Raw genomic sequence first — 20,006 nt, forward strand, 5'->3', positions numbered from 1 at the left:
GGAGACCCGCATGGCGGAGCCGACCACACACCGCTGGTACCGCTTCATCGACGACGACATCGAGCACAGAACCCGGGCGGGCGTCGGCTACACCAACCTGATCTCCCACCGCCCCTACGCGTTGGATCCCGAAACCCTGCAAGGATTCATCGACCGCAACGCCCTGATCCGCGAATTCCAACGGATCACCCGCGACGTCTTCCTGGCCAGCCTGCACGGTGAGGCCGACCCCGCCATCGCGGAGACCATAGTGTCCGGGCAACCGCCGGAACGCGGCCGTGAGTTCCACCTGAAACTGACGGAGCGTCATCTTGCGCTCCCGCTCTACTTCCGCACCGACGAGCCCGCCCCCGGAGCGATAGCCGAGGTGCAGTGTCCCGCATCCGGCTGGGAGATCGCCGACCAGGCGCACGCCCTCTACCGGGCCTTCCCCGACGACTTCGACGCCGCGGGACGGCACTTCGACCCGCTCATCGACAACCTCGCGGCATCCCTGCGCGCCCGGTTCGGCGACGGCCTCGTCATCCACCACCTGACCGGCAACGCCTCCCGGCCGCACGGTGTCCACTACACCGTGCAGCGGCTGCGCGAGGCCGGCATCCGGCACTTCGCCTGGGACGCCGTGCACTGGAAGGACTGCGGATTCGTCCGCGCCCACGAGTTCTACGACCTCAGGTACAACGGCTTCTTCGACCAGTGGATGGAGGCGTGCGAACAGGGCGAGCTCTTCTTCGACCACCCGCCCACACCGCTCTACGACGCCAAGGTGACCATGGCCTGGCCGTTCTGGTCGAAGGCCCGGGAGTACTACCCCGACGAGATCCGCGGGCTCTTCCCGCACACCGAGATCATCACGCCCGAAGGCTTCCACCTGCCCGACGGCACCTGGATCACCCTGGACGAGTACTGCCGGCTGGGCCAGGGCAGGCGCCGCTACTACGTGAAGTTCGGCAGCCACCATCCGACGCTGAACTGGGGCAGCCGCGCTGTCTACCACGCGGGCAGCTTCTCCGGTCCTGCGCTGCGCGCACTCTTCGACCGCGTCTGCGCCGACACCGCGACAGGCCACCTCTGGGTCGCCCAGGACGCGCGCCTGCTCGCGGAGCCCGCCACCGCCGTGTCCCGGAGCGGGGAGGACGTCAAGTTCGACGGCTACACCAAGCTGAGCGCCTTCTACACCCCGGAGGGCCTGGCCGGCGTGATGGCCATGCAGGAACGCGCGCGCAAGGTGCACGGTTCACCGCAGACCGTGGTGAGCGCCGTCTACTGAGAATCACCCCGTGAAGGAGGTGGGTGGGTGGTGAGTATCGGCGGTTCCGATCAGATTCGGCTCACCGGACAGGTTCACCCCGGTGACTACTTCCGCTTCGTCGAACGGGACGAACTGGACTGGCAGGCATGGACGGACGTCCTGCGCGGAAAGGTCGCCGGCGCGGTCTTCCGCGGGGTACTGCCGCCGGACGTCTGCGAACGCATCCGGCGGAACTTCTGGAGCAGCCCGATGCGCAGGAGCCGGGAACACGGCGTTCGGGACGTGGACGCCTGGTGCGGCAATCACCTCTTCAACGCCTCCAGTCTCGATTGGTATCTCGACGAGGCGGACCGCGCGCGTTCGACACTGGAGGCGCTTTGCGCGGGCCCGGGTCCTACGCCGCGCTCGCTGCTGGCCGAGTACGGCGACCACTTGGCGGGCCAGGGCGTCCGGCTCCGCCTCGCGGAACACCGAGGCCGGAGAGCCGCCCCGTTCCGGCTGCGCTCCCGCGCGGACGGCGACGCACTGGTGCTCGCTCCGCACGATGATGCCGAGGCCATCCGCCACGCACGCCATATCGACGGGTGCGAGGTGCAGCGGGTGAGCCGCCTGTGCAATGCGCTGATGTGTGTGGAGAACGGCTCCGGGGGCGAGTTGCTGTACTGGAACATCTCGCCCGACCGCGAGAGCCGCCACGCGTTCGGCATGTCCGACGACAGCTATGGGTACCCGATCGAGTCGCTGTCCGGAATCGAGCAGCTCACCGTCCCCGTCCACGCCGGGGACGTGTACATCTTCGACACCGCGAACGTGCACGCCGTGGCGCCGTGCAGCAGTGACGGCGTCTTCCGCACCACCATCAATCTGCTGATGGGCGCGCTGGACGCAGAGACGATCCTGTACTGGTCCTGACCGATCGGGGGCCGCGAACGCGACCGAAGGGAGAGAAGGCGGATGGCGACAGTCACGGAGAACTTCGCCGGGATCGACGTACGACAAGTCGCGGGCCGCATCGGCGCCGAGATCGCGGGGGTGGACCTCTCCGCGCAGCTGCCCGACACCGTCATGGCGGGGATCCGCGCGGCACTGCTCAGGCACAAGGTGATCTTCTTCCGCGGCCAGCGGCTGAGCCACGCCGACCACATCGCGTTCGGGCGGCGCTTCGGGGAGCTGACCCGGCGTCCGGGCCGCAAGCACGGCGTACATCCCGAGGGCTACCCGGAGATCCTGACCGTCGACCCGGACGCGGAGGACACCCGCTACGGCCGCCGGTTCGAGGAACGGCTGCGGCCCAAGGCCCTGCGGCACGACTCCGGCTGGCACGTGGATCTGGCCGCCGTCGTCAACCCGCCGGCCATCTCCGTTCTCCGTTCGGAGGTGGTCACCGCATTCGGCGGCGACACCCAGTGGACCAACCTGGTCGCGGCGTACGAGGGGCTCTCCGGCCCACTACAGGCACTGGCCGGCGGGCTGCGCGCGGAACACACCCTCTACGCCGCTTGTGAGTTGCTGCTCTCCGACGAGGAGGACGTGGAGGTCATCCGGCGGCTCACCGAGGACACCCTGCTCTCCGTGCACCCTGTGGTGCGCGTCCACCCCGAGACCGGCGAGAAGGCGCTCTTCGCGCCGCCCGCCTCGGTGACCCGCCTCCTCGGACTGCTGCCCTGGGAGAGCCGCCACCTGCTGGAACTGCTCTACGAGCACATCGGGCGCCCCGAGTACACCGTCCGCTGGCGCTGGGCGGCCGGCGACGTCGCCGTCTGGGACAACCGCGCGGTCGCCCACCTCCAGCCGGCCGATCTGGACCACACCGACCACCACCGCACCCTCTACCGGGTGACCGTCCTGGGCGATCACCCGGTGGGCCCGGACGGCTTCACCTCCGAGGCCGTCCGCGGCGATCCGCTGACCGCCTGCACCGGCTCCTGACCCAACACTCCTGGACGAGAAGGGGGCGAGACGCCATGCCCGGAAAACGCGGCGTGTACTTCGTGGCCAACGACCGTGTGGTGGAACTGGTCACCGCGTTCCTGAACAGCTTCCGCCGCACCAACCCGGACATCCCGCTCCGGCTGATCCCCTTCGACGGCGAGTACGGACGGATCGCCGCACTGGGCGACCGGTACGGGTTCACCGTATGGGAGGACGAACAGCTCCTGGCACGGTGCGACGAGATCAGCCTTTCCTTCCACGAGCGCCGGACAGGGCACTTCAGGAAACTCGCCGCATGGGAGGGAGAGTTCGACGAATTCCTCTACATCGACAGCGACACCGCTGTCCTGCGGAACATCGACTTCGTCTTCGATTATCTCGCCGACCACGGTTTCGTCACCGCCACATCCCACCTTCCTGGCCGCGCCTGGAAGGAAACCATCGGACAGTCGGGGAAATTGACGGCGGAGCAGTACGAATACGCCGCAAACACCGGATTCGTCGTCTCCAGGAAAGGGGCGCTCACGCCGGCCGGAATCACCGCCGCACTCCCCGGGGCCCGCGAGCTGACGCCGCACATGAAACTCGGCTATGAACAACCGTTCCTGAACTACCTCATCGTCACGTCGGGTCTGCCCTACACCAGCCTGCACCACCTGCGCACCACCACCGGCGACCCCACCATCCCGGCCGAGGTCTTCGCCTGGACACCCGGCGTCCAGGCGAAGGACGGCGGGATCGTGCATCCCGCCGTGCCCCCGGCCCTGATGGTCCACTGGACCGAACCGGTCAAACCGACCCAGGCGGACCCGGCTTCGATCCCGCTCTACGACCTGTGGTGCCACTACCGGGACTTGCACACCCGCACATAGAGCGACTGCTCATCGTCGTGCCGCGGCGGGAACTCCGGGTGTGCGGCAAGCAGATCGCACTCCTCGATCCGGGCGACCGAGTGGAAGCCGGCCTGGCCGAGTGCCCAGGCCAGAAGTTCGAAGTCGAAGAGGTTGCGGTGTCTGCCGCGCGCCTGGAAGAGGTCGTTGATGAACTGTTGGACGGGGACGCCGTCGAGGGAGTATTCCGGCCAGCGGCGGCAGCGGTCCTCCTTCAGCGCCTGCCCCCGGTCCGTCGTGTAGGCGGTGCAGACCTTGGCCAGATCGGGGCAGGAGAGCCAGAGCACGGCGTCGTCCGTGCAGACCCGGTGCAGTTCCCGGAAAAACGGGATCAGCTGCTCGCGCAGTTCCAGGTGCTCGACGACGTGTTGCATTACCACGACCGTGACCGAACCGTCGGGGAACGGCAGCCGACGGGCCGCCAGATCGATGTCGAATTCCGAGCCGGCCACATCGCAGTTGAGCCAGCCAGGAACGCGCCGGTCACCGCAGCCTAAATGGATTCTGCGGGATTCCGGGGCGCCCGCAGGTACCGGTGCAGGGCGGCGTTTCCTGAGTCGTGCGAGGAGGCGGCTGAAATCATGCTCGACGAATGAGATGGTGCGGGGGTCGAAAGCCATCTTGCGCAATGCCCAAGAAATCATGTGCTGTACCGTGCCTGAAGAATTACGTCCGGTCAACCATGTCTTCATGGTGGATATCCGGGCATCCTTTCTGTGATCGGGCCCCTTCATCGCTCGAACTCTGACCAGCGCTGCGGAATCCCATGAATATCGATGTCCCCGCATTCCCCATGGAGGCGTGCATGCGACAGGTGGTCCTACCTGGTCCCGGCCGGTGCGAGATCATCGATCAGGACGAGCCGCCGGGCGGGCCCGGACACGTCGTGGTCGATGTCAGCGTGAGCGTGGTGTCACCCGGTACCGAGCGCGCGATCCTGCTGGACCGTCCGACCGCCGGCTCCCGGTTCCCGGAATTCCCCGGCTACATGGCCGCCGGAACGGTGCGCGGTGGTACGGGACTTCCCGCAGGCACCCGAGTGGCGGTGCGCCGGGCGCGCCACGCCGACGTGGCCGTCGTGCCCGCACGCTACGTGCGCGCGGTGCCCGATCGTGTCCCGCCGGCCGACGCCGCGGTCTGGCAGCTCGCTCTCACCGCCCTGCTCGGCCTCGAAGTCGGAGGGCAGCGCCCGGGTGAGCCGGTGACAGTGGTCGGCCAGGGCCTGCTCGGCGTCATCACCCGCCGCCTGGCCGTGGCCTGCGGCGCGCCGCAGGTGAGGGCGGTCGCCGCGTCCGCTGCCAAAACGTGGAGCACCAGGACGGAACCCTCCACCGTGTTCGGCGAACCCGGACGGCCCGACGGCGGCACCCCGCTCGTCGTGGACGCCACCGACAGCGGCCCCGGCCTGGCCGCCGCCATCGCCGAGGCCGCGGACGGCGGCCGGGTGGTGCTGCTCGGCTCGCCGCGGGCCGAGCAGGCCGAAGTCCCGCTGCAACAGCTCCACGACCGCCTGCTCGACCTGCGCGGCGCCCACATCTCCCAGCTGACCGAGGCGGATGAGGAACGACTCAGCGACCGGTTCTTCGCCCTGCTGGAGCAGCGCCGCTTCACCATCAGGGACGTCCTGTCCGACTACCCGGCACACAAGGCCCCGGAGGTCTACCGGCGCCTCGCCGGTGACCGCGCCTTCATCAGCGCCGCGCTGCACTGGAAGACCCCGCGCCACGCCCCGAGCCGGCCCGCCCTCGTCGCACGCCCGATGCGCTTCGGCCTGATCGGCTGCGGCGACATCGGCATCGAGGACGCCAAGGCACTCGCCGCCGCGGACGAAGCCGAACTGACCGCCTGCCATGACCCCGTCGCGGAGCTGGCCGAGGAGACGGCCGCCCGGTTCGGCGGACGGCGGGAGACGTCCGTGACAGCCCTGCTGGCGCGCTCCGACGTCGACGCGGTGGTCATCGCCACCCCGCACGACACCCACGAGCCGCTGCTCACGGAGGCGCTTGCCGCGGGCAAACACGTCCTCCTGGAGAAGCCCGTCGCCCAGGACCTGGTCTCGGCGCGGCGGATGATCGCGCTCGCGGAGGCCGGCACACTGCGCACCGGCGTCCTCTTTCCCACCCGCACCGACCCGAGGTTCTGCCAGGCCCGTGCGGCCATCGAGGCCGGCGAGATCGGCGCTCCGCTCGGCGTCGCCACCACGTACTTCACGGACAAGCCCGTGGCCTACTTCCTCGGCGGCATCAGCGGGCGCGTCTCCACCACCTGGCGCCTGTCCAAGGACCGTGCGGGCGGCGGCTTCCTCATCATGAACCTCATCCACCAGATCGACGCGGTCCGGGCACTCCTGGGCCGGGAACCCGACCGCGTCTACGCGGAAACCGCCCCCTCGACGACGGCCGCGGCGCCCGGAATCGAGGACGTGGTCAGCGTTGTCCTGCGCTTCGGCACCGTCGTCGCCACTCTCATCGGCAGCGCCACCGTGGCCGGCGGACGGGGCATGCAGACCAGGATCTGGGGCGAGAAGGGCGAAGTGCAGCTGACGCCGGACTACGCGCTCACCCACCGTGGGACGCCCGCCCCGGCGGACAGCCCTGCCACCGGCGCGGCACCGACCGCGATCGACCTGCGTACCTGGGCGTTCACCGGCTTCGCGCGGGCGGTCCACGACGACTCACCGGTGGACGTGAGCCTGGCCGACGGACTGCGCACCCAGGCGGTCGTGGAGGCCGCCTACGCCTCCGCACGACTGGGCCGCGCCGTCTGCCCGGCCCGGCTCATCGAAGGCGGTGCACCGTGAGCAACTGGCGGCGCGTTCTGCGCACTTCCGACGGCCACCCGAAGGACACGAACCCGCCAACCGGCCTGGCGTGGTTCGCCGACGCCCCGACGGCTGCCGAGACCTGGGCATACGGGTACCCGATGCCGGGCGCCGACGAGCGCGCTGCACGCGACTGGGCCGCCACCGCCCAAGCCGTCGCGGAAACCGTCGGCGAGGCCGCCGGCACCCTGGTGGTGGGGGAGGGGGCGCTCGCCCGCCTCGTCCGCCTGGCTCTGCCGGACGCGACCCCGGGCGCCGACGCGCAGCCGGGTGTGGTGGTCGAGACCACCGGCACCGCCGTCGGCGTCAGCGGCGCGCTGGCCGCGGTCCGCCCCCGCGGACGCGTCCTTCTCGCCGCCCGTCCACTGAGCACGACCATGCCCCTGCGGACCTATCACGCCATCCACCGGCCGGGCATCCGCGTACTGTCCGTTCCCTGGTGTGACGGCGGTACCGGCACCGCCCCCGGGCATCTGGTGACGTGCGCCGCGCGCTGTATCCCCTGGATGAGCGGCCGTTGAGGCGCCGCGGCCATCGGTCCTACGGTGCGTCGCGAAGCCCCCTGGCGCACCACCGGCTCGCACGCCCGGGGGCATCCGGATGGCGACCCGGTGGATCGCCACGGACGATGGTGCTCGAACCCATGGCGCGGCGGCAGATCTCCTGAGTCCGCGCTGCGCACGTGCAGGGCACGACCGGCGGCCTCAGGAGGTGATCGCGTGCGAACTCCTCCTGAGCCCTACTCCCGCCCGCGCCCGAAAATGCGACGGCCCTTGCTGGCAGTGATCGTGCTGGTCCTCCTCATGACCACGCTGCTGCTGGCCCGGTTCGGCCTGGAGGGTTTCGTCCATGACCTGACCTTCCCCGGTCGCATCACCGGTGCCGTGCTTCTCGCGGTCTCGTTCACCACGCTCGTGGGCGCCGCCGCGATCCTGGACCACTGCACCCGGCAGAGCTTCCCCTACTCCGGACTTGTCGCACTGATCGGCGCGTTCGCGGCCTTGGTGACCAACGCCATGCTCCTGGTGCAGACAGTCAAGAACGGTGATTCCGCGACCTACCCGGTGCTGTTCGCCGTGCTCACGGCGGGTTCGGCATGCGCGGTCTTCGCGGTGTGGCGGACGTCGGTCGCGATCCCCGCTCCGAAGCGGGTGGCCGCCGCGCTGATCGTCTCCTCGGTCATCGCGATCGCCAACTTCGGCTACCAGAACCTCTATCAGCCGTTCCAGCGCCAAACCAGGCCGCTCATCACGCTGTCCATGGGAAAGGCGGTGCTGAGCAAGGACCGCACGGCCTTCGCCGTACCGGTCGACATCACCCTCCAGAACCGCAGCGACGTGGGTTTCTACGTGCTCGGCACCGAATTCCACGCCATGGGGAAAAAGGTGCCGCTGAGCTCGAAGGACCGGCTCCGCCAGCAGTGGCGAACCGATGCCGAGCAGTGGCGCAGTCCCTCGGGAGTGAATCCGCTCTCCCGCCGGGAGATGAACCAGCCCGGCGAGATGGTTGAGGCACAACCGTGGATGCCCTACGGGCAATGGGTTGAGTCGAACGACACTTTCGCCACGCGAGTGGTGGTGCAACTGCCCACGGACACCCCGTACGACCAGGTGGCGCTCTATGCCACCGCGAGCCTCGCGCGCAAGGACCGGCTCGTGCTGCAGCCACCGCTCGACTTCGTGGCGTACTCCTGGGGTAAGGGAAAAGTCCCCCGATGGGTGAAGGAGCAGCAGAAGACCGGTCTTGACTCTCTCGTCTACCGCGCCAGGGTGCACGAGAACAATGCGATCGACGAACGCACCAGGGATCCGCGTTTCGTCACCGTCTACTGGAGGTTCAGCACGCACGGCGCGAGCGTGCAGACGTCCATCGGGCGAAAAGGCGAGGAAGACCGCATCGCCCCTCCGGAGGAAGCACGCGACCTGGTGAGCCGGTACGGCCTCGTCGACCTCATCGCCGGCCCGGTCGAGCGGACCCTGTGGGACATCAAGAGCCAGCGCTGACGGGCACCGCCGCGCCGGGCGCGCCGGAACGCCGGTCCAGTCGCTCCAGCCAGGCCACCAGGGCGAGCGAGCTGTTCACGCGATCCCAGGAGTACGAGTCCCCCAGGCCGAGTTGGGCCTCCCGCACGGCCCGGCACAGAATCTCGACGTCGAACATCTCCGCGATCAGCGGATGCCGGGCGGAGCGGCACAGGGCGATGAGTTCGTCGCCGTGGGTCCGCAGACCGCGGGCGTAGAGGTCGTCGAAGGGCACCTTGGCCGCCCTGCCGCGGATCAGGGCCGGGAGCAGATCCGCCATGGCCTCGCGGAGAACGGCCTTCGGACGGCCGGGCCGGAACGTGGCCGTGGCGGGCAGGCGGCTCATCGTGGCGACGACCTCCCGGTCGAGGAAGGGGTGCGAGAGGAAGAACCCGTCCCGTGGTGCGCGCTGCCAGGACAGCAGGTCGGGAGCGGCGACGTAATTGGCGGCGTCGTAGAGCGACTGTTCCGGCTTGCGCCCGAACACGAACCGGCTCTCCGCGATGCCCGCATCCCGATAGCCGTGGGCGCGCGCGAATCCGGATCGCAGCCATCCGGGGCGGTTGAAGGTGCCGAGGCCGCCGAGCACCGTTCCGCCGCGGAGGAGCGCGGTGATCCGTTCGGCTGCCAGGGGAACCGCCGGCTGCACCACGTAGGCGCGGACGATGTCCCGTAAGCCACGCTCGCTTCCCGCGGCCCAGGCACGTGCCTGCTCGGTCATCTGCCGGAGCTGTCCCGTGCGGGCCAGCCGGTGCAGGTGGAACGGGTTGGCGTCCGCGATCGGATCGGCACCGCAGCCGGTCAGGAGCGTGTCACAGCCCAGTTCCGCGGCTGCGGCGTGCAGCCTGGCCCAGAACGGGGCGCGGAAGGCGTGCGCATGAGGCTCGTCGGCGTCCCCCGCGTGGTGCTGGAAGTCGTCGAAGTCGGCCACGTCGTCGGCGTCGACGAACACCGGGCGGGCCGCGGGTGCGTGACGGAGGATCTCCTCCATCGCGGCGTCGAGGTACGGCCGCTCCGCGGCCAGCTCCCCGCGGGAGAAACGCCCGGCGAGCAGGACCAGACTCCCGGCGCCGCCCCGTTCCGCGGCCAGCAGGCGTGCGGCGAGCAGCGCGACGCTGGTGGAGTCGGTGCCGCCGGAGACATGGCAGGCCGTCGTCGTGCCCATGCGGCGTCCGACGGCGTTCTCCAGCGCGAGGCGCAACTCCTGCGCGGCCTCATCGAGGCAGGGCCCTTCCGCCGTCGGATCGGGCGGGTCGGTGGCCCGGCGGGCACGTCGCAGCGTACGACTGCGCAGCTGCCCGGTGCGGGACAGCTCGACCACCTCGCCGCCGAGGACGCGGTGCACCCCGGCGAAAGGGGTGAGGTCCGAGTGCGGCTGCGCCAGGTTCCCGGTGAGGTACCGGCAGAAGTAGCGGGGTTCCAGCTCTGCGCCGCTCCCCAGGCAGCGGACCGAGGTGCTCACGGCGCTGACGCGGCCACCGGACTCCTTGAAGAACAGCGGGACGCGTGCCTGCTCGTCGCGCGTCAGAAGGATGCGGTCGCGGTACACCAGAACCGCCGCGTAGTCGCCGGGCGGCACGGACGGGGCGGCCCCCTGCCGGTCGGAGCCGTCGAGGAGGTCGTGCGCGCCCGCCGCCCGGTCGCGGGCCGAGCCGACCCAGCCGACGACGGCCGCGGTGCCGGCCCGCGAGGAGACCGTCGTCACGAGCCCCTGACGCGCCATGGCCTCGCAGGTCCGGAGCCTCGGTGCGCCCCCGACCCATGCGAGACGGAGCGCATCCACGTCACTGTCCCCCGCAGTCGATCGAGAGCACCGGTGTGAAGGCGTGCCCTCGCGGATCGGAGTCGGGGATGCACAGGCCGCCGGAGTCGGTCCACGCATGCAGGGCGAACGGATGTTCCCGCACACCGACGTGGAGTACGGCTCTCAGGCCGCGCCGCCGCAGCAGGACGAAGGCCGTCACCGCCTCGGACTTGCAGTCGCCGTTGACGAGCCAGCTTCTGCTGCTGTGGGACAGCACCGCTCGTTTCAGCCGTCCGACCTCCTCCGCGGAAGGGGGGTCGGCACGGACGTAACCCGGGGCGGCCAACGGCAGCAGTCGCAGGACGCGGCCGAATCCAAGGGTCCGGATCAGCAGGTGCACGCCACTCAGCCGACGCCCGACGCCGGCGTCCGGGTATTTCTTCCGGCGGCCCGGCGCGCATCCGGCGCGCAGGAGACCGGTGACGAGTTCGGCGCGTTCCTCAGGGATTCCGGAGGTGAATTTCTGGACTTCCGTCGTCGCCAATCCGAGAAAACGCGTCCGCTTCCAGTCCGCGATCAGCGCTCCGTCGGACATCCGGGTGACCCGGCAGTGCGGTGACAGGATCTTTTCCATGGCTGCCAGGGCATCGGAGTCCTCTGCCACCGCATATCCTCCAGGATCCCACCGTGAACGGTGTCAGGACTGGTATCCGTGACCGTCGTACATTCCGCCGCTGAAACCGCGGATCAGACGGCCGTTACCGAGAAGGACGAGCCGATGCGGCTTACGGCGCCGCAGGAATCGGATAAACATTGCCCACCTCCAGAACCGGCAGGACGTCAACTCTCACGCTACTCCCACCCGAATGCCCCGCAACCGGACTGCCGGAGTGGGGGTGGCAGGGTCCGTGGATACGGTCGGCACCCGGAAGACCCGCCGTCCGCACACGACGAGGCGGTGCCGACCCGTGAACCTGTGTACCGCGGAAGCCGTCGACCTGTTCCGCGCACGCACCCCGACCACCGCCGGCGTGCCAGGGACATGGCTCACCAGCCGGGCGTCGGCACCTTGGGAAGAATATGCCGGAAACTGTCCTGATGTGCCGAAAGCGGGCTCTTTCGCAAAGCCGGAAATAGTGTCTGCACCGCCATGAAAGACCCCCAACTCACGTGCACGGGGCCCGAGAACGCCACCCGCCCGGCCTTGGAGCAGAGCAAGGGTTTCGTCATGCGGCACCAGCAGTCCCTATAAACTCCCCGGTGTGCCGTTGACGCGCGGATTATCCACGGATGCAAACCAACAACTCCGATTCGCTGTGCTCGGCCCGCTCCAAGCCTGGCGCGGCGACGCGCAATTGGCGCTCGGGCCGGTTCGTGAACAGGCTTTGCTGGCTGCTTTGTTGCTCAGACCGGACAGGGCGGTCAGCCGGCAGCAGCTGCTCGACGGGGTGTGGGGCGCGGAGCCTCCAGGGACAGGAGCCCGGGTGATCCCGGTTTATGTGCACCGGCTGCGCAGGCGCCTGGATGCTCCCGGAACGGGCTCGGCGGACTCCGTGATCGTCACGGGCAGCGGCGGCTACCGCTTCGTGCCACGGAACGCATGCGCGGACGTGGCCCGATGGGAGGACCGCGCCGCTGAAGGGCGTGCGGCGAGGGATTCCGGAGACCTGGACGCGGCGGTGGAGGCGTGGTCCAAGGCGCTGGGGCTGTTTCGGGGCGAGCCCTTGGCCGGTATCCCCGGGCCCTTCGCGGAGGGCGAGCGCTTGCGGCTGACGGAGCAACGGCTCGTGTTGGTGCAGCACAAGGTGGACTGCCAGCTCCGGCTGGGCCGGCACGCCGACGCCGTGGGCGAACTGTTCTCCCTGACGGCGGCCCACCCCTACAACGAGGCGCTGGCCGCCCTGCTCATGCGCGCCCTCCGCGCCGGCAACCGGCAGGCCGAAGCGCTGGACGTCTATGCCGCGGTGCGCCGCCGGCTGGTGAGCGAGCAGGGGGTGGAGCCCGGCGCCGGACTGCGACGGGTGCACGAGGCGGTCCTCCGCGGCGACGACGCGTTCGCCCCCGGCCCCGCCGCAGGGCAGGACCGGACGGGGGAGCAGCTGACGAAACAGCCGCCTGCTCCGCAGCTTCCGGGCCCGGCTCGCCCGAAGCGCCGAGTACGCCATGAACTGCCCGTCGACATCGGCAACTTCACCGGCCGGGACCAGGAGATCGGGCACCTCGTCGCGGCTGCCGATCCGGGGGTGGTCACCGTCCGCGCGGTGGACGGCATGGCCGGGGTCGGGAAGAGCGCGTTGGTGCTGCGCGCGGCGCGAGCGCTGCGGGACCAGTACCCCGACGGCTGCCTGTTCGTGGAGCTGCACGGGCACCGCGATGACCGGGAGACGGCGGGGCGGCAACGCGTACTGCGCCGGTTGCTGCGGGCGGTGGGCGCCGGTGAGGGGGAGGACTGCGAGGATCTGGACGAGCTGGCCGCATCGTGGCGGGCGGCGAGCGCTCCGCTCCGGCTGCTCCTCGTGCTCGACGACGCCTCCTGCGCCGAGCAGGTGCGACCGCTGCTGCCCGCCGGTTCCGGCAGCATGGTGTTGGTGACGAGCCGTCAGCGTCTGACGGGGCTGGACGCGGACCGCAGGATCTCGCTGCCCCCTCTCGGCATCGACGAGGCGGCGGGGCTGCTGGCCCGCATCGTGGGCGGCGAGGGATCCGCCCGCGAGCGCGCGGCCATACGCGAGCTGGCCGCCCTGTGCGACCGGCTTCCGCTCGCGTTGCGCATCGTCGGGGCACGCATACAGAACCGGCCGCTGTGGGCGGTGGAAGCCCTGGCGGCGCGGCTGACCGACGACGAGCGCCGGCTCGACGAACTGGCCGTGGAGGACCGCAGCGTCGAAGCCGCCTTCCGGATCTCCTACGGTCAGCTTCCGGCCGCCGAGCAGCGTGCCTTCCGCGCCCTGGGCCTGTCGCCCACCGTGCACCTCGACCGGCTGGCGCTGGCCGCCCTGCTCGGCTGGACGGCGTCCGACGCCGAGCACGCCTTGGAAAGCCTGGCCGACGCGAGTCTGGTGCAGCAGGTGACCGTCGACCGCTACAGGTTGCACGACCTGGTGGCGGTCTACGCCCGTCGCGTCGCCGCAGCGTTTCCCGACGAGGTCGCGGCAGCCAGGAGCGGTGTGTTCCGGCTGTACGTGGCCGCCGCCCGCTGCGCCGGTGACTGGGGCGCCTCCTCCTTCCTGACCGGCCCGCAGGGTAGCGGGCCCTTCGCGGACTGGGAGGAGGCCACGGCCTGGCTGGACGCGGCGGGCAGCGAACTGGTCGACGTGATCGGTCAGGCGGTGGCCGCGGGCCGCCTGGACGACGCCTGCTGGATCGCCGAGGGTCTGGTCGACTACCTCACCCGACAGGGCCGGTTCCACGAGTGCCGTACCGCACTGGAATTGGTGCTGCCGGCGGCCGGGCAGGCCACCGACCGGCGGATGGCTTCCGCACTGCGCACGGGCCTGGGCATCATGTACGGCCTGCAGGGTCATTACCGGCAGGCCCGCACCTGGTTCACGGAGGCGCTGGACATCAGCCGCCGGGCCGGTGACCCGCATGAGCAGGCCAGAGCCGCGGCCGGTCTCGGGACATTCGCCAATCTGGAGGGGCGGATAGCCGAGTCCATGACCCATTTCGCCGAAGTCGCCGCCCTCGCCGGGAAGTTGGAACACGACGAATGGCTCACGGGTTCGGTCATGACCCGCGTCGGCGACATACATCACCAGCTCGGAGAGTACGACAAGGCGTACGACCGCTACACGGAGGCAATCGCCCTCGCCGAGAAGGCGGGCAGCCCCAGGCTCCACGGCAAGACCCTGCTCCGCCTCGGGGGCCTCCAACTCGACCTCGGCCGGCCCGCCGACGCCGTCGGCACACTGGGGAAGGCCGAGGACCTGGCCAGGCGTCTCGGGGACGTCCCCTTGCACTCCGCCGTCCTCGGCAGGCTGTCCACCGCCGAAGGGAACCTGGGCAACCCGGAGGCGGCTGCCGAACTCCGCCGCAGGTCACGCGCGGTGCTGGACGAGCAGACCGGCACCGCGTCGGAGATCGCGATACGCCATCGGCTGATCTGGCACGGCGCCGCGGCGGAAGACCTCGCCGGAGCGCGCGACTTCTTCGACCGGGCCACCGCACTCCCCACTGCCGACGCCAACCGCGCGAGAATCTCCCGAGTCCTGGACGACATCGGCCGACGACGTTGGCCGAGCGCCGGCGACTCGTAACCACTGGACGAATCCTTGGATGACTCCTCGGGTGACCCCTTGGACGGAGCCGGCCCGGCCGAAGTATGGCCGGCCGGGCCGCTGTCCCGCCGTCCTCTGTTTCCGTCAGGAGCCCTACTTACACGGGGTCTCCGTTGTCATTCACCCACTGGACGCCGTCCTGACCGTCCTGGGTGAGGGTCTTGGGGATGACGGACCCCGGGTACAGCGGGTGCTTGCTGAAGTAGCCGGGCGCGTTCGTGAGGGACCTCAAGTCGCACACCGGGTCGCCGACGATGCAGTACCGCCTGACCGGAATGCCGTTGAACTCCGCCGGTCCTGCGCCGGGAGCGGTGGCCACCCCGGGGATGCCGAGCCCCTTGGGGAGATGCGCCCCGAAGCCGGTGTCGGGCTGCATCGGGTCGGCATAGAGCATGCCGTTGACCTGGGACAGCGGAATGCCGGTGCTGCCGCCCGCGATCGTCTGGAGCACCCGGTCCGCGGCCTGTGCGCCCTGGGAATAGCCGGTGATCGTGATCCGGGCGTCGGGATGCGCCTTGTGGGTGTCCTGTGCCGCCTGCAGCCCTCGCTGGTAGCCCAGTTCCACGCTGGCATCGTAGGTCGGTGCGGTGAGCGCCTCGGGGTTGACCTTCGAGGGGGGCTCGATGAGTCCGCCGGTGGGGCCGATGAGCGGACCGGCGGTGGCCGGGTAGCACACCTTGACCGCGGATTCGCCGAGGCCGATGGCGTCGTTCGCGGGAGTGTAGGAGCGCGTGGTGGTGGGGCAGCCGTCCTGGTTGTCCGTGGCGCCGGTGCCGCCGATCTCGATGTAGTAGTGCTCCGCGTCGGCCGCGTGCGCGGCGGCGGGCATCGCGACAGCGGTACCGGCCGTCAGCGCCGCCGTCATGGCCGCGGTGCCAAGAGCCCGTACCATCCTGCTCGTTTTCGACATTGCCTGATCTCCCCCTGGGTTCATGGACGTGCTCTGCAACGAACGCACCAGACGCTAGGCAGAGTTGTTCACATCGCGATGACATCCCGATGACTGCGCTGGTGGCACGGTTGTTGTGCGGCGCAGCAGGTCCGTGTGGGGCGAGTGGTTCTCAGTGAGGCGAGTGGCTCTCACAGGGCGCTGAGTGCTTCGCGGACGGGTGTGCGGGAGGCCCGGAGGGCCGCCGCCCATGTGACGAGTGCCGCGCCGATGAGGGCTGCCGCGACCCACAAGGCGAGTCCCGCGTACGAGAAGGTGAACGGCAAGGGAGCCGGAAGCTCGCGGTTCTGATGGCGATCCAGCTGCGCACCGCCTGCTGTCGAACCTGTCCGTGAACGTCCCCACCAAGTAGCTCTCCGGCGCCGCCACGGTCACCGACATCGCCGGCCTGGTCTGCCGGCAGATCCGGAGGAATGTGATGCTACCGCCAGGCCGCTGACGACCACGTCGAACGAGCCTTCCGCCCTCCCCAGTGCCTCGCCGACCCCCGCTTCGAAGGAGACATTCCGCCGGCGGCTGTGCCGCCGGGCGTAAGCGATCACCGAGGGCGAGGGAGCCACCCCGAGCGCCGTCCCGCCGGGAGCCACGGCTGCGGCGGCCGGCCGGGTGAGGTAGCCGGTGCCGCATCCGACGCCGAGGACCTCGTCCCCGCCTTCGCCCCGCTGAGTGCGACCAGCCGGGAAACAGTCGCCTGCGCCGGCCGAGCAGTGCCACGGAGGTGAACGCCTCGTACAGCCGGGCCGGTCCGATGGGCCGACGCGACCCGTGACGCCGTGGCGAGCGTGGCCGACGCCCTCGCCGCACTCCTGCGCCAAGGCCAGGAAGCCCGCGAAATCCGCCCGGACCTCGACCCGCACGCCGGCGCCTGGTGGCTGCTCTCCCTGCTCTCCGCCCACCGCTTCCGCGCCGCCGTCCTGGACGACCGGACGGCCGTGGAACCACAACTGACCGCCCTGGCAATCGAGTCGCTGGTCCACCGCCCTGCCGGCACCTGACCGGCGTGGAGCCGCGGCGGAGCCCGGGGCGCCGACTTCTGCGGACACGCCCCTCAGCGCCGTTGCCGCGCCAGGAGTTGTCGTCAAAGTGTCACGCCCACATCAGCAGCGAGGCGAGGGTTACGGCTGCCTGGTAGGACTCGGCGGTTTTGTCGTAGCGGGTCGCGATGCCGCGCCAGTGCTTCAAGCGGTTGAAGCACCGTTCCACGACGTTGCGCTGCTTGTGGATTGCGTGATCGACCACTGGCGGACGTCCGCCGAGGCTGCCGCGCCGGGCCCGGTTGCGGATCTGGTCGGTCCGTTCCGGGACGGTGTGTGATGCCCCGGCGCCGCAGCCAGCCCCGGATCGCCTTCGAGCTGTAGCCCTTGTCTCCCAGGACATGATCGGGCCGTACGCGGGGACGGCCAGGACCGATGAGGGGCACCCGTATCGCCTCCATCACGGCGGTGAACTGGGTGCAGCGTGGCCCAGGATCCGCACCGCTCCGGTACGTCCCGCCAGACCGTGCCCCGTCCGAAACTTCCGGACGATCCCCTTGAGGGCCGTCCGGTCATCCAACCGCTTCCGCCCTCGCTACGACCGAGGCAACAGAGGACGGACGAACTCCCACTCGGCATCGGGCGGTTCCTGGCGACGTATCACCGGACCATGATCCGCGACGCAAGATCGTTTGAAGAAGCCGCGGCGAGGGGTCAGCTGACCGGCAGCGCGCTGTTCTCCCGCCGGGAGACTGTGCCGAGCAATGTATGTGCGACGTCTTCCAATGATCCGAGCAGCGGGTTCGGGCCGTCGGCGCGCGCGACGAGCACAACCTCGCAGGGATCCTGGTCGGCGCTTGATCTCCTTGATCCGGAACATCCGCGCGCGGGTCTCCCGCGAGGACGGGCCGGGCCCTCCGTCGAGGGTGGAGAGCCCGGCCGTTGGGGCGCCGTTCCGTTTCACACCCCCAGGATGCGGGAGAGTCCGTAGTCGAAGCGCTCGTCGAAGGAGGTGTCATCGAAGTACGCGGCGGCTCGGGACAGTGAGGGGTATTCGCCCGTGTCCAGCCGTCGTGCGAACGCCGGGCCCATCGCGTCAGGAAGTGCCTGTTCCTCCTGAGCCAGCCCCAAGGCGAAGTAGACAAGGCTCCAGCCGGTCCAGACCGCCTCGCGTTCCGCCAGCCCGCCGGCCAGCAGCGCCTCGGTCATCAGGTCGGCGAAGCGGAGTGTGGCGGGTTCGGCGGCGTACGTACCGGCCACGATCCTGGCCCCGTCCCGGTGGGCCAGCAGGGCGCGGCGGTAGCGGTGGAGCAGTTCGCGGACCCGTGGTTCCCAGGGCTCGGGCAGTCCGTCCACCGGCGCCCCGGCCACGATCGCGTCCGCCATCAACTCCGACAGCCGCGCCTTGGTCTTCGCATGCCAGAGCACTGTGTTCATCCGGACGCCGAGCCGGTCCGCGATGCCACGGATCGAGAGCCCGTCCGCGCCTTTCTCCTCCAGCAGTTCCAGGGCCGTTCGCACCACCGTTCCGGGGTCGAGCCGAGTCCGGGCGAGATCCTCCGCTTGCTTCTTGGTCACCGACCTAGTCTACTGGACGCACCCCACCTTGGTCACTGACCAAGATGTTGTTGAGGAGCTGCCATGGAGCACGAGCACGTAGTCATCGCAGGAGGCGGCCCCACCGGGCTGTGGCTGGCCGCCGAACTGCGGCTGGGCGGGACACCCGTCACCGTCCTGGAAACGCGCCGCGAGCGGGATCCCCACTCCAAGGCCCTCACACTCCATCCGCGCACACTGGAGGCCCTGGCCACCCGGGGCGTGCTGGAGCCCTTCCTCACAGAGGGGCGGCGCATCCCCAGCGGTCACTTCGGCGGGCTCGACGACCGGCTGGACTTCGGGGTCCTCGACACCCCCTACCCCTTCACGCTCGCCCTGCCGCAGGCCCGCACCGAGGAGCTACTGGAGGAGCACGGGAATGCGGCCGGAGCCAAAATCCGGCGGGGGCAGCAGGTGACCGGACTCACCCAGGACGAAGACGGGGTGAGCGTTGAGGCAACCGGCCCCGACGGCCCGTACACACTGCGCGCCGACTATGTCGTCGGCTGCGACGGCACCCGAAGCACCGTGCGCGAAGCGGCGGGTATCGACTTCCCCGGCAACGACGCCACCACCTGGGGTTTCCTGGGCGACGTCGTCCTGGACAACCCGCCACAGGAAGCGGTGCTGGCCGTGTCAGGCCCGACCGGCGGCGTCATGATTGTCCCGATGCCGGGCGGCATCCACCGGATCGTCGGCGGTGACCCGGACAGTACCGGTACCGGCTACCCCGGCGAACTCACCCTCGACGGGCTGCGCGCCATGGTGACCCGGATCGCCGGCACCGACTTCGGCATGCGTGACCCGAGCTGGCTCTCCCGGTTCGGCAACGCCGCCCGCCAGGCCGCCGAGTACCGCAGGGGCCGCGTCCTCCTCGCGGGCGACGCGGCGCACATGCACTACCCGGCCGGAGGCGTGGGCCTCAACGTCGGCATCCAGGACGCCACGAACCTCGGCTGGAAACTGGCCGCCACAGTGGCAGGCACCGCCCCCGCCGGACTCCTGGACAGCTACCACGCCGAACGCCACCCGGTCGGCGCCGACCTGCTGCTCAGCACCCGCGCCCAGACGGCACTGATGAACGCCTACTCGGCGGAGGGCCAGGACCTGCGCGCACTCCTGAGCCAACTCATCGCCACCGTACCCGAGTTCTCCCGAAGCCTGGCCGAACGTCTCTCCGCACTGGCCGTCACCTACCCGGGCCCCGCACACCACCACCCCCTGACCGGTCACCGCGCACCCAACCTCGAACTCTCCAACAGCACAGACCTCTTCACACTGCTCCGGACCGGCCGCCACGTCCTGCTGCACTTCACCGGCACCCCGGCGCCGCCCTCCACCCCCCACCTCATCACGCACACAGCACACCGGCCCGACCCACGCCCCGCCTGGTCCACCGTGCGTGCCGCGCTCATCCGCCCCGACGGCCATGTCGCCTGGGCGAGCGAACAGTCCGACGCCGAAGTGCTGCGGGCCGAGGCGCACGCGGCGGTATCCGCGACTCACCGCTGACCAGGACGCCGTCGATGTCCAGGCCCCCCGGCCGTCGG

General features: G+C 70.2%; 15 protein-coding genes and 2 pseudogenes. 10 read left to right on the forward strand and 7 right to left on the reverse strand.

Annotated elements, in window-relative coordinates; genetic code table 11:
• Positions 1-10 precede the first annotated feature (10 nt).
• The 4 genes from ACGFNI_RS26200 to ACGFNI_RS26215 are packed head-to-tail and all read left to right on the forward strand — an operon-like array spanning position 11 to position 4,056.
• On the forward strand, positions 11-1,270 hold the full coding sequence (locus ACGFNI_RS26200) for a hypothetical protein (RefSeq protein ID WP_393687101.1): 1,260 nt from the start codon (positions 11-13) through the stop codon (positions 1,268-1,270).
• A gap of 30 nt (positions 1,271-1,300) precedes the next feature.
• The gene (locus tag ACGFNI_RS26205; RefSeq protein ID WP_393687102.1) at positions 1,301-2,164 is read left to right on the forward strand and encodes a hypothetical protein; all 864 of its coding nucleotides are present in this window, start codon (positions 1,301-1,303) and stop codon (positions 2,162-2,164) included.
• 42 nt (positions 2,165-2,206) lie between these two features.
• Complete coding sequence (locus tag ACGFNI_RS26210) at positions 2,207-3,181, forward strand: TauD/TfdA dioxygenase family protein (RefSeq protein ID WP_393687103.1); 975 nt, start codon at positions 2,207-2,209, stop codon at positions 3,179-3,181.
• Between the two features lie 35 nt (positions 3,182-3,216).
• Positions 3,217-4,056, forward strand: a complete 840-nt coding sequence (locus ACGFNI_RS26215) for a hypothetical protein (RefSeq protein WP_393687104.1) — start codon at positions 3,217-3,219, stop codon at positions 4,054-4,056.
• Here ACGFNI_RS26215 and ACGFNI_RS26220 read toward each other — a convergent pair.
• Positions 4,029-4,526 carry a methyltransferase domain-containing protein gene (locus tag ACGFNI_RS26220; protein WP_393687105.1) on the reverse strand — a complete coding sequence of 166 codons (498 nt, stop codon included), beginning with the start codon at positions 4,524-4,526 and terminating at the stop codon, positions 4,029-4,031. The two genes, ACGFNI_RS26215 and ACGFNI_RS26220, sit on opposite strands and share 28 nt — an antisense overlap.
• A gap of 353 nt (positions 4,527-4,879) precedes the next feature.
• Between ACGFNI_RS26220 and ACGFNI_RS26225 the strand changes: the two genes are divergently transcribed.
• From ACGFNI_RS26225 to ACGFNI_RS26235, 3 genes are all read left to right on the forward strand, one after another.
• Positions 4,880-6,874 carry a Gfo/Idh/MocA family oxidoreductase gene (locus ACGFNI_RS26225; RefSeq protein WP_393687106.1) on the forward strand — a complete coding sequence of 665 codons (1,995 nt, stop codon included), beginning with the start codon at positions 4,880-4,882 and terminating at the stop codon, positions 6,872-6,874.
• On the forward strand, positions 6,871-7,416 hold the full coding sequence (locus ACGFNI_RS26230; RefSeq protein WP_393687107.1) for a hypothetical protein: 546 nt from the start codon (positions 6,871-6,873) through the stop codon (positions 7,414-7,416). Before ACGFNI_RS26225 ends, ACGFNI_RS26230 begins: the two co-directional genes overlap by 4 nt.
• A gap of 282 nt (positions 7,417-7,698) precedes the next feature.
• Positions 7,699-8,898 (forward strand): hypothetical protein, encoded by a 1,200-nt coding sequence (locus ACGFNI_RS26235; RefSeq protein ID WP_393687108.1) that lies wholly within the window; start codon positions 7,699-7,701, stop codon positions 8,896-8,898.
• Here ACGFNI_RS26235 and ACGFNI_RS26240 read toward each other — a convergent pair.
• Positions 8,882-10,639, reverse strand: a complete 1,758-nt coding sequence (locus tag ACGFNI_RS26240) for an asparagine synthase-related protein (protein WP_393687109.1) — start codon at positions 10,637-10,639, stop codon at positions 8,882-8,884. The two genes, ACGFNI_RS26235 and ACGFNI_RS26240, sit on opposite strands and share 17 nt — an antisense overlap.
• Positions 10,640-10,700: 61 nt before the next feature.
• Complete coding sequence (locus ACGFNI_RS26245; RefSeq protein WP_393687110.1) at positions 10,701-11,324, reverse strand: lasso peptide biosynthesis B2 protein; 624 nt, start codon at positions 11,322-11,324, stop codon at positions 10,701-10,703.
• 652 nt (positions 11,325-11,976) lie between these two features.
• Here ACGFNI_RS26245 and ACGFNI_RS26250 point away from each other — a divergent pair.
• A complete protein-coding gene (locus ACGFNI_RS26250) occupies positions 11,977-14,916 on the forward strand; it encodes a BTAD domain-containing putative transcriptional regulator (protein ID WP_393687111.1) in 2,940 nt (979 codons plus the stop codon).
• A gap of 118 nt (positions 14,917-15,034) precedes the next feature.
• Here the strand turns inward: ACGFNI_RS26250 and ACGFNI_RS26255 are convergent, their stop codons facing one another.
• Complete coding sequence (locus ACGFNI_RS26255) at positions 15,035-15,847, reverse strand: cutinase family protein (RefSeq protein ID WP_393687112.1); 813 nt, start codon at positions 15,845-15,847, stop codon at positions 15,035-15,037.
• Between the two features lie 410 nt (positions 15,848-16,257).
• The gene (locus ACGFNI_RS26260; RefSeq protein WP_393687238.1) at positions 16,258-16,743 is read right to left on the reverse strand and encodes a class I SAM-dependent methyltransferase; all 486 of its coding nucleotides are present in this window, start codon (positions 16,741-16,743) and stop codon (positions 16,258-16,260) included.
• Here ACGFNI_RS26260 and ACGFNI_RS26265 point away from each other — a divergent pair.
• A pseudogene (locus ACGFNI_RS26265) lies at positions 16,636-16,881 on the forward strand (TetR family transcriptional regulator C-terminal domain-containing protein); the annotation flags it as partial. The gene ACGFNI_RS26260 and the pseudogene ACGFNI_RS26265 overlap by 108 nt on opposite strands.
• A gap of 91 nt (positions 16,882-16,972) precedes the next feature.
• Here the strand turns inward: ACGFNI_RS26265 and ACGFNI_RS26270 are convergent.
• Together ACGFNI_RS26270 and ACGFNI_RS26275 are read right to left on the reverse strand one after the other, a co-directional pair.
• Positions 16,973-17,339, reverse strand: a pseudogene (locus ACGFNI_RS26270) (transposase); the annotation flags it as partial.
• 481 nt (positions 17,340-17,820) lie between these two features.
• Positions 17,821-18,438, reverse strand: a complete 618-nt coding sequence (locus ACGFNI_RS26275) for a TetR/AcrR family transcriptional regulator C-terminal domain-containing protein (protein WP_393687113.1) — start codon at positions 18,436-18,438, stop codon at positions 17,821-17,823.
• Positions 18,439-18,501: 63 nt separating this feature from the next.
• On the opposite strand from ACGFNI_RS26275, the gene ACGFNI_RS26280 reads away from it, so the two are divergent.
• Positions 18,502-19,968 (forward strand): FAD-dependent monooxygenase, encoded by a 1,467-nt coding sequence (locus ACGFNI_RS26280; protein ID WP_393687114.1) that lies wholly within the window; start codon positions 18,502-18,504, stop codon positions 19,966-19,968.
• Positions 19,969-20,006 lie beyond the last annotated feature (38 nt).

Source organism: Streptomyces sp. NPDC048644 (assembly GCF_043199105.1).
In the GTDB taxonomy this organism is placed as follows: Bacteria; Actinomycetota; Actinomycetes; order Streptomycetales; family Streptomycetaceae; genus Streptomyces.

Coding starts and splice junctions, on each gene's coding strand:
- ACGFNI_RS26255 (WP_393687112.1), bottom strand. CDS start 15,847: ATGTCGAAAACGAGCAGGATGGTACGGGCTCTTGGCACCGCGGCCATG.
- ACGFNI_RS26240 (WP_393687109.1), bottom strand. CDS start 10,639: ATGGCGCGTCAGGGGCTCGTGACGACGGTCTCCTCGCGGGCCGGCACC.
- ACGFNI_RS26200 (WP_393687101.1), top strand. CDS start 11: ATGGCGGAGCCGACCACACACCGCTGGTACCGCTTCATCGACGACGAC.
- ACGFNI_RS26225 (WP_393687106.1), top strand. CDS start 4,880: ATGCGACAGGTGGTCCTACCTGGTCCCGGCCGGTGCGAGATCATCGAT.
- ACGFNI_RS26215 (WP_393687104.1), top strand. CDS start 3,217: ATGCCCGGAAAACGCGGCGTGTACTTCGTGGCCAACGACCGTGTGGTG.
- ACGFNI_RS26235 (WP_393687108.1), top strand. CDS start 7,699: ATGACCACGCTGCTGCTGGCCCGGTTCGGCCTGGAGGGTTTCGTCCAT.
- ACGFNI_RS26210 (WP_393687103.1), top strand. CDS start 2,207: ATGGCGACAGTCACGGAGAACTTCGCCGGGATCGACGTACGACAAGTC.
- ACGFNI_RS26280 (WP_393687114.1), top strand. CDS start 18,502: ATGGAGCACGAGCACGTAGTCATCGCAGGAGGCGGCCCCACCGGGCTG.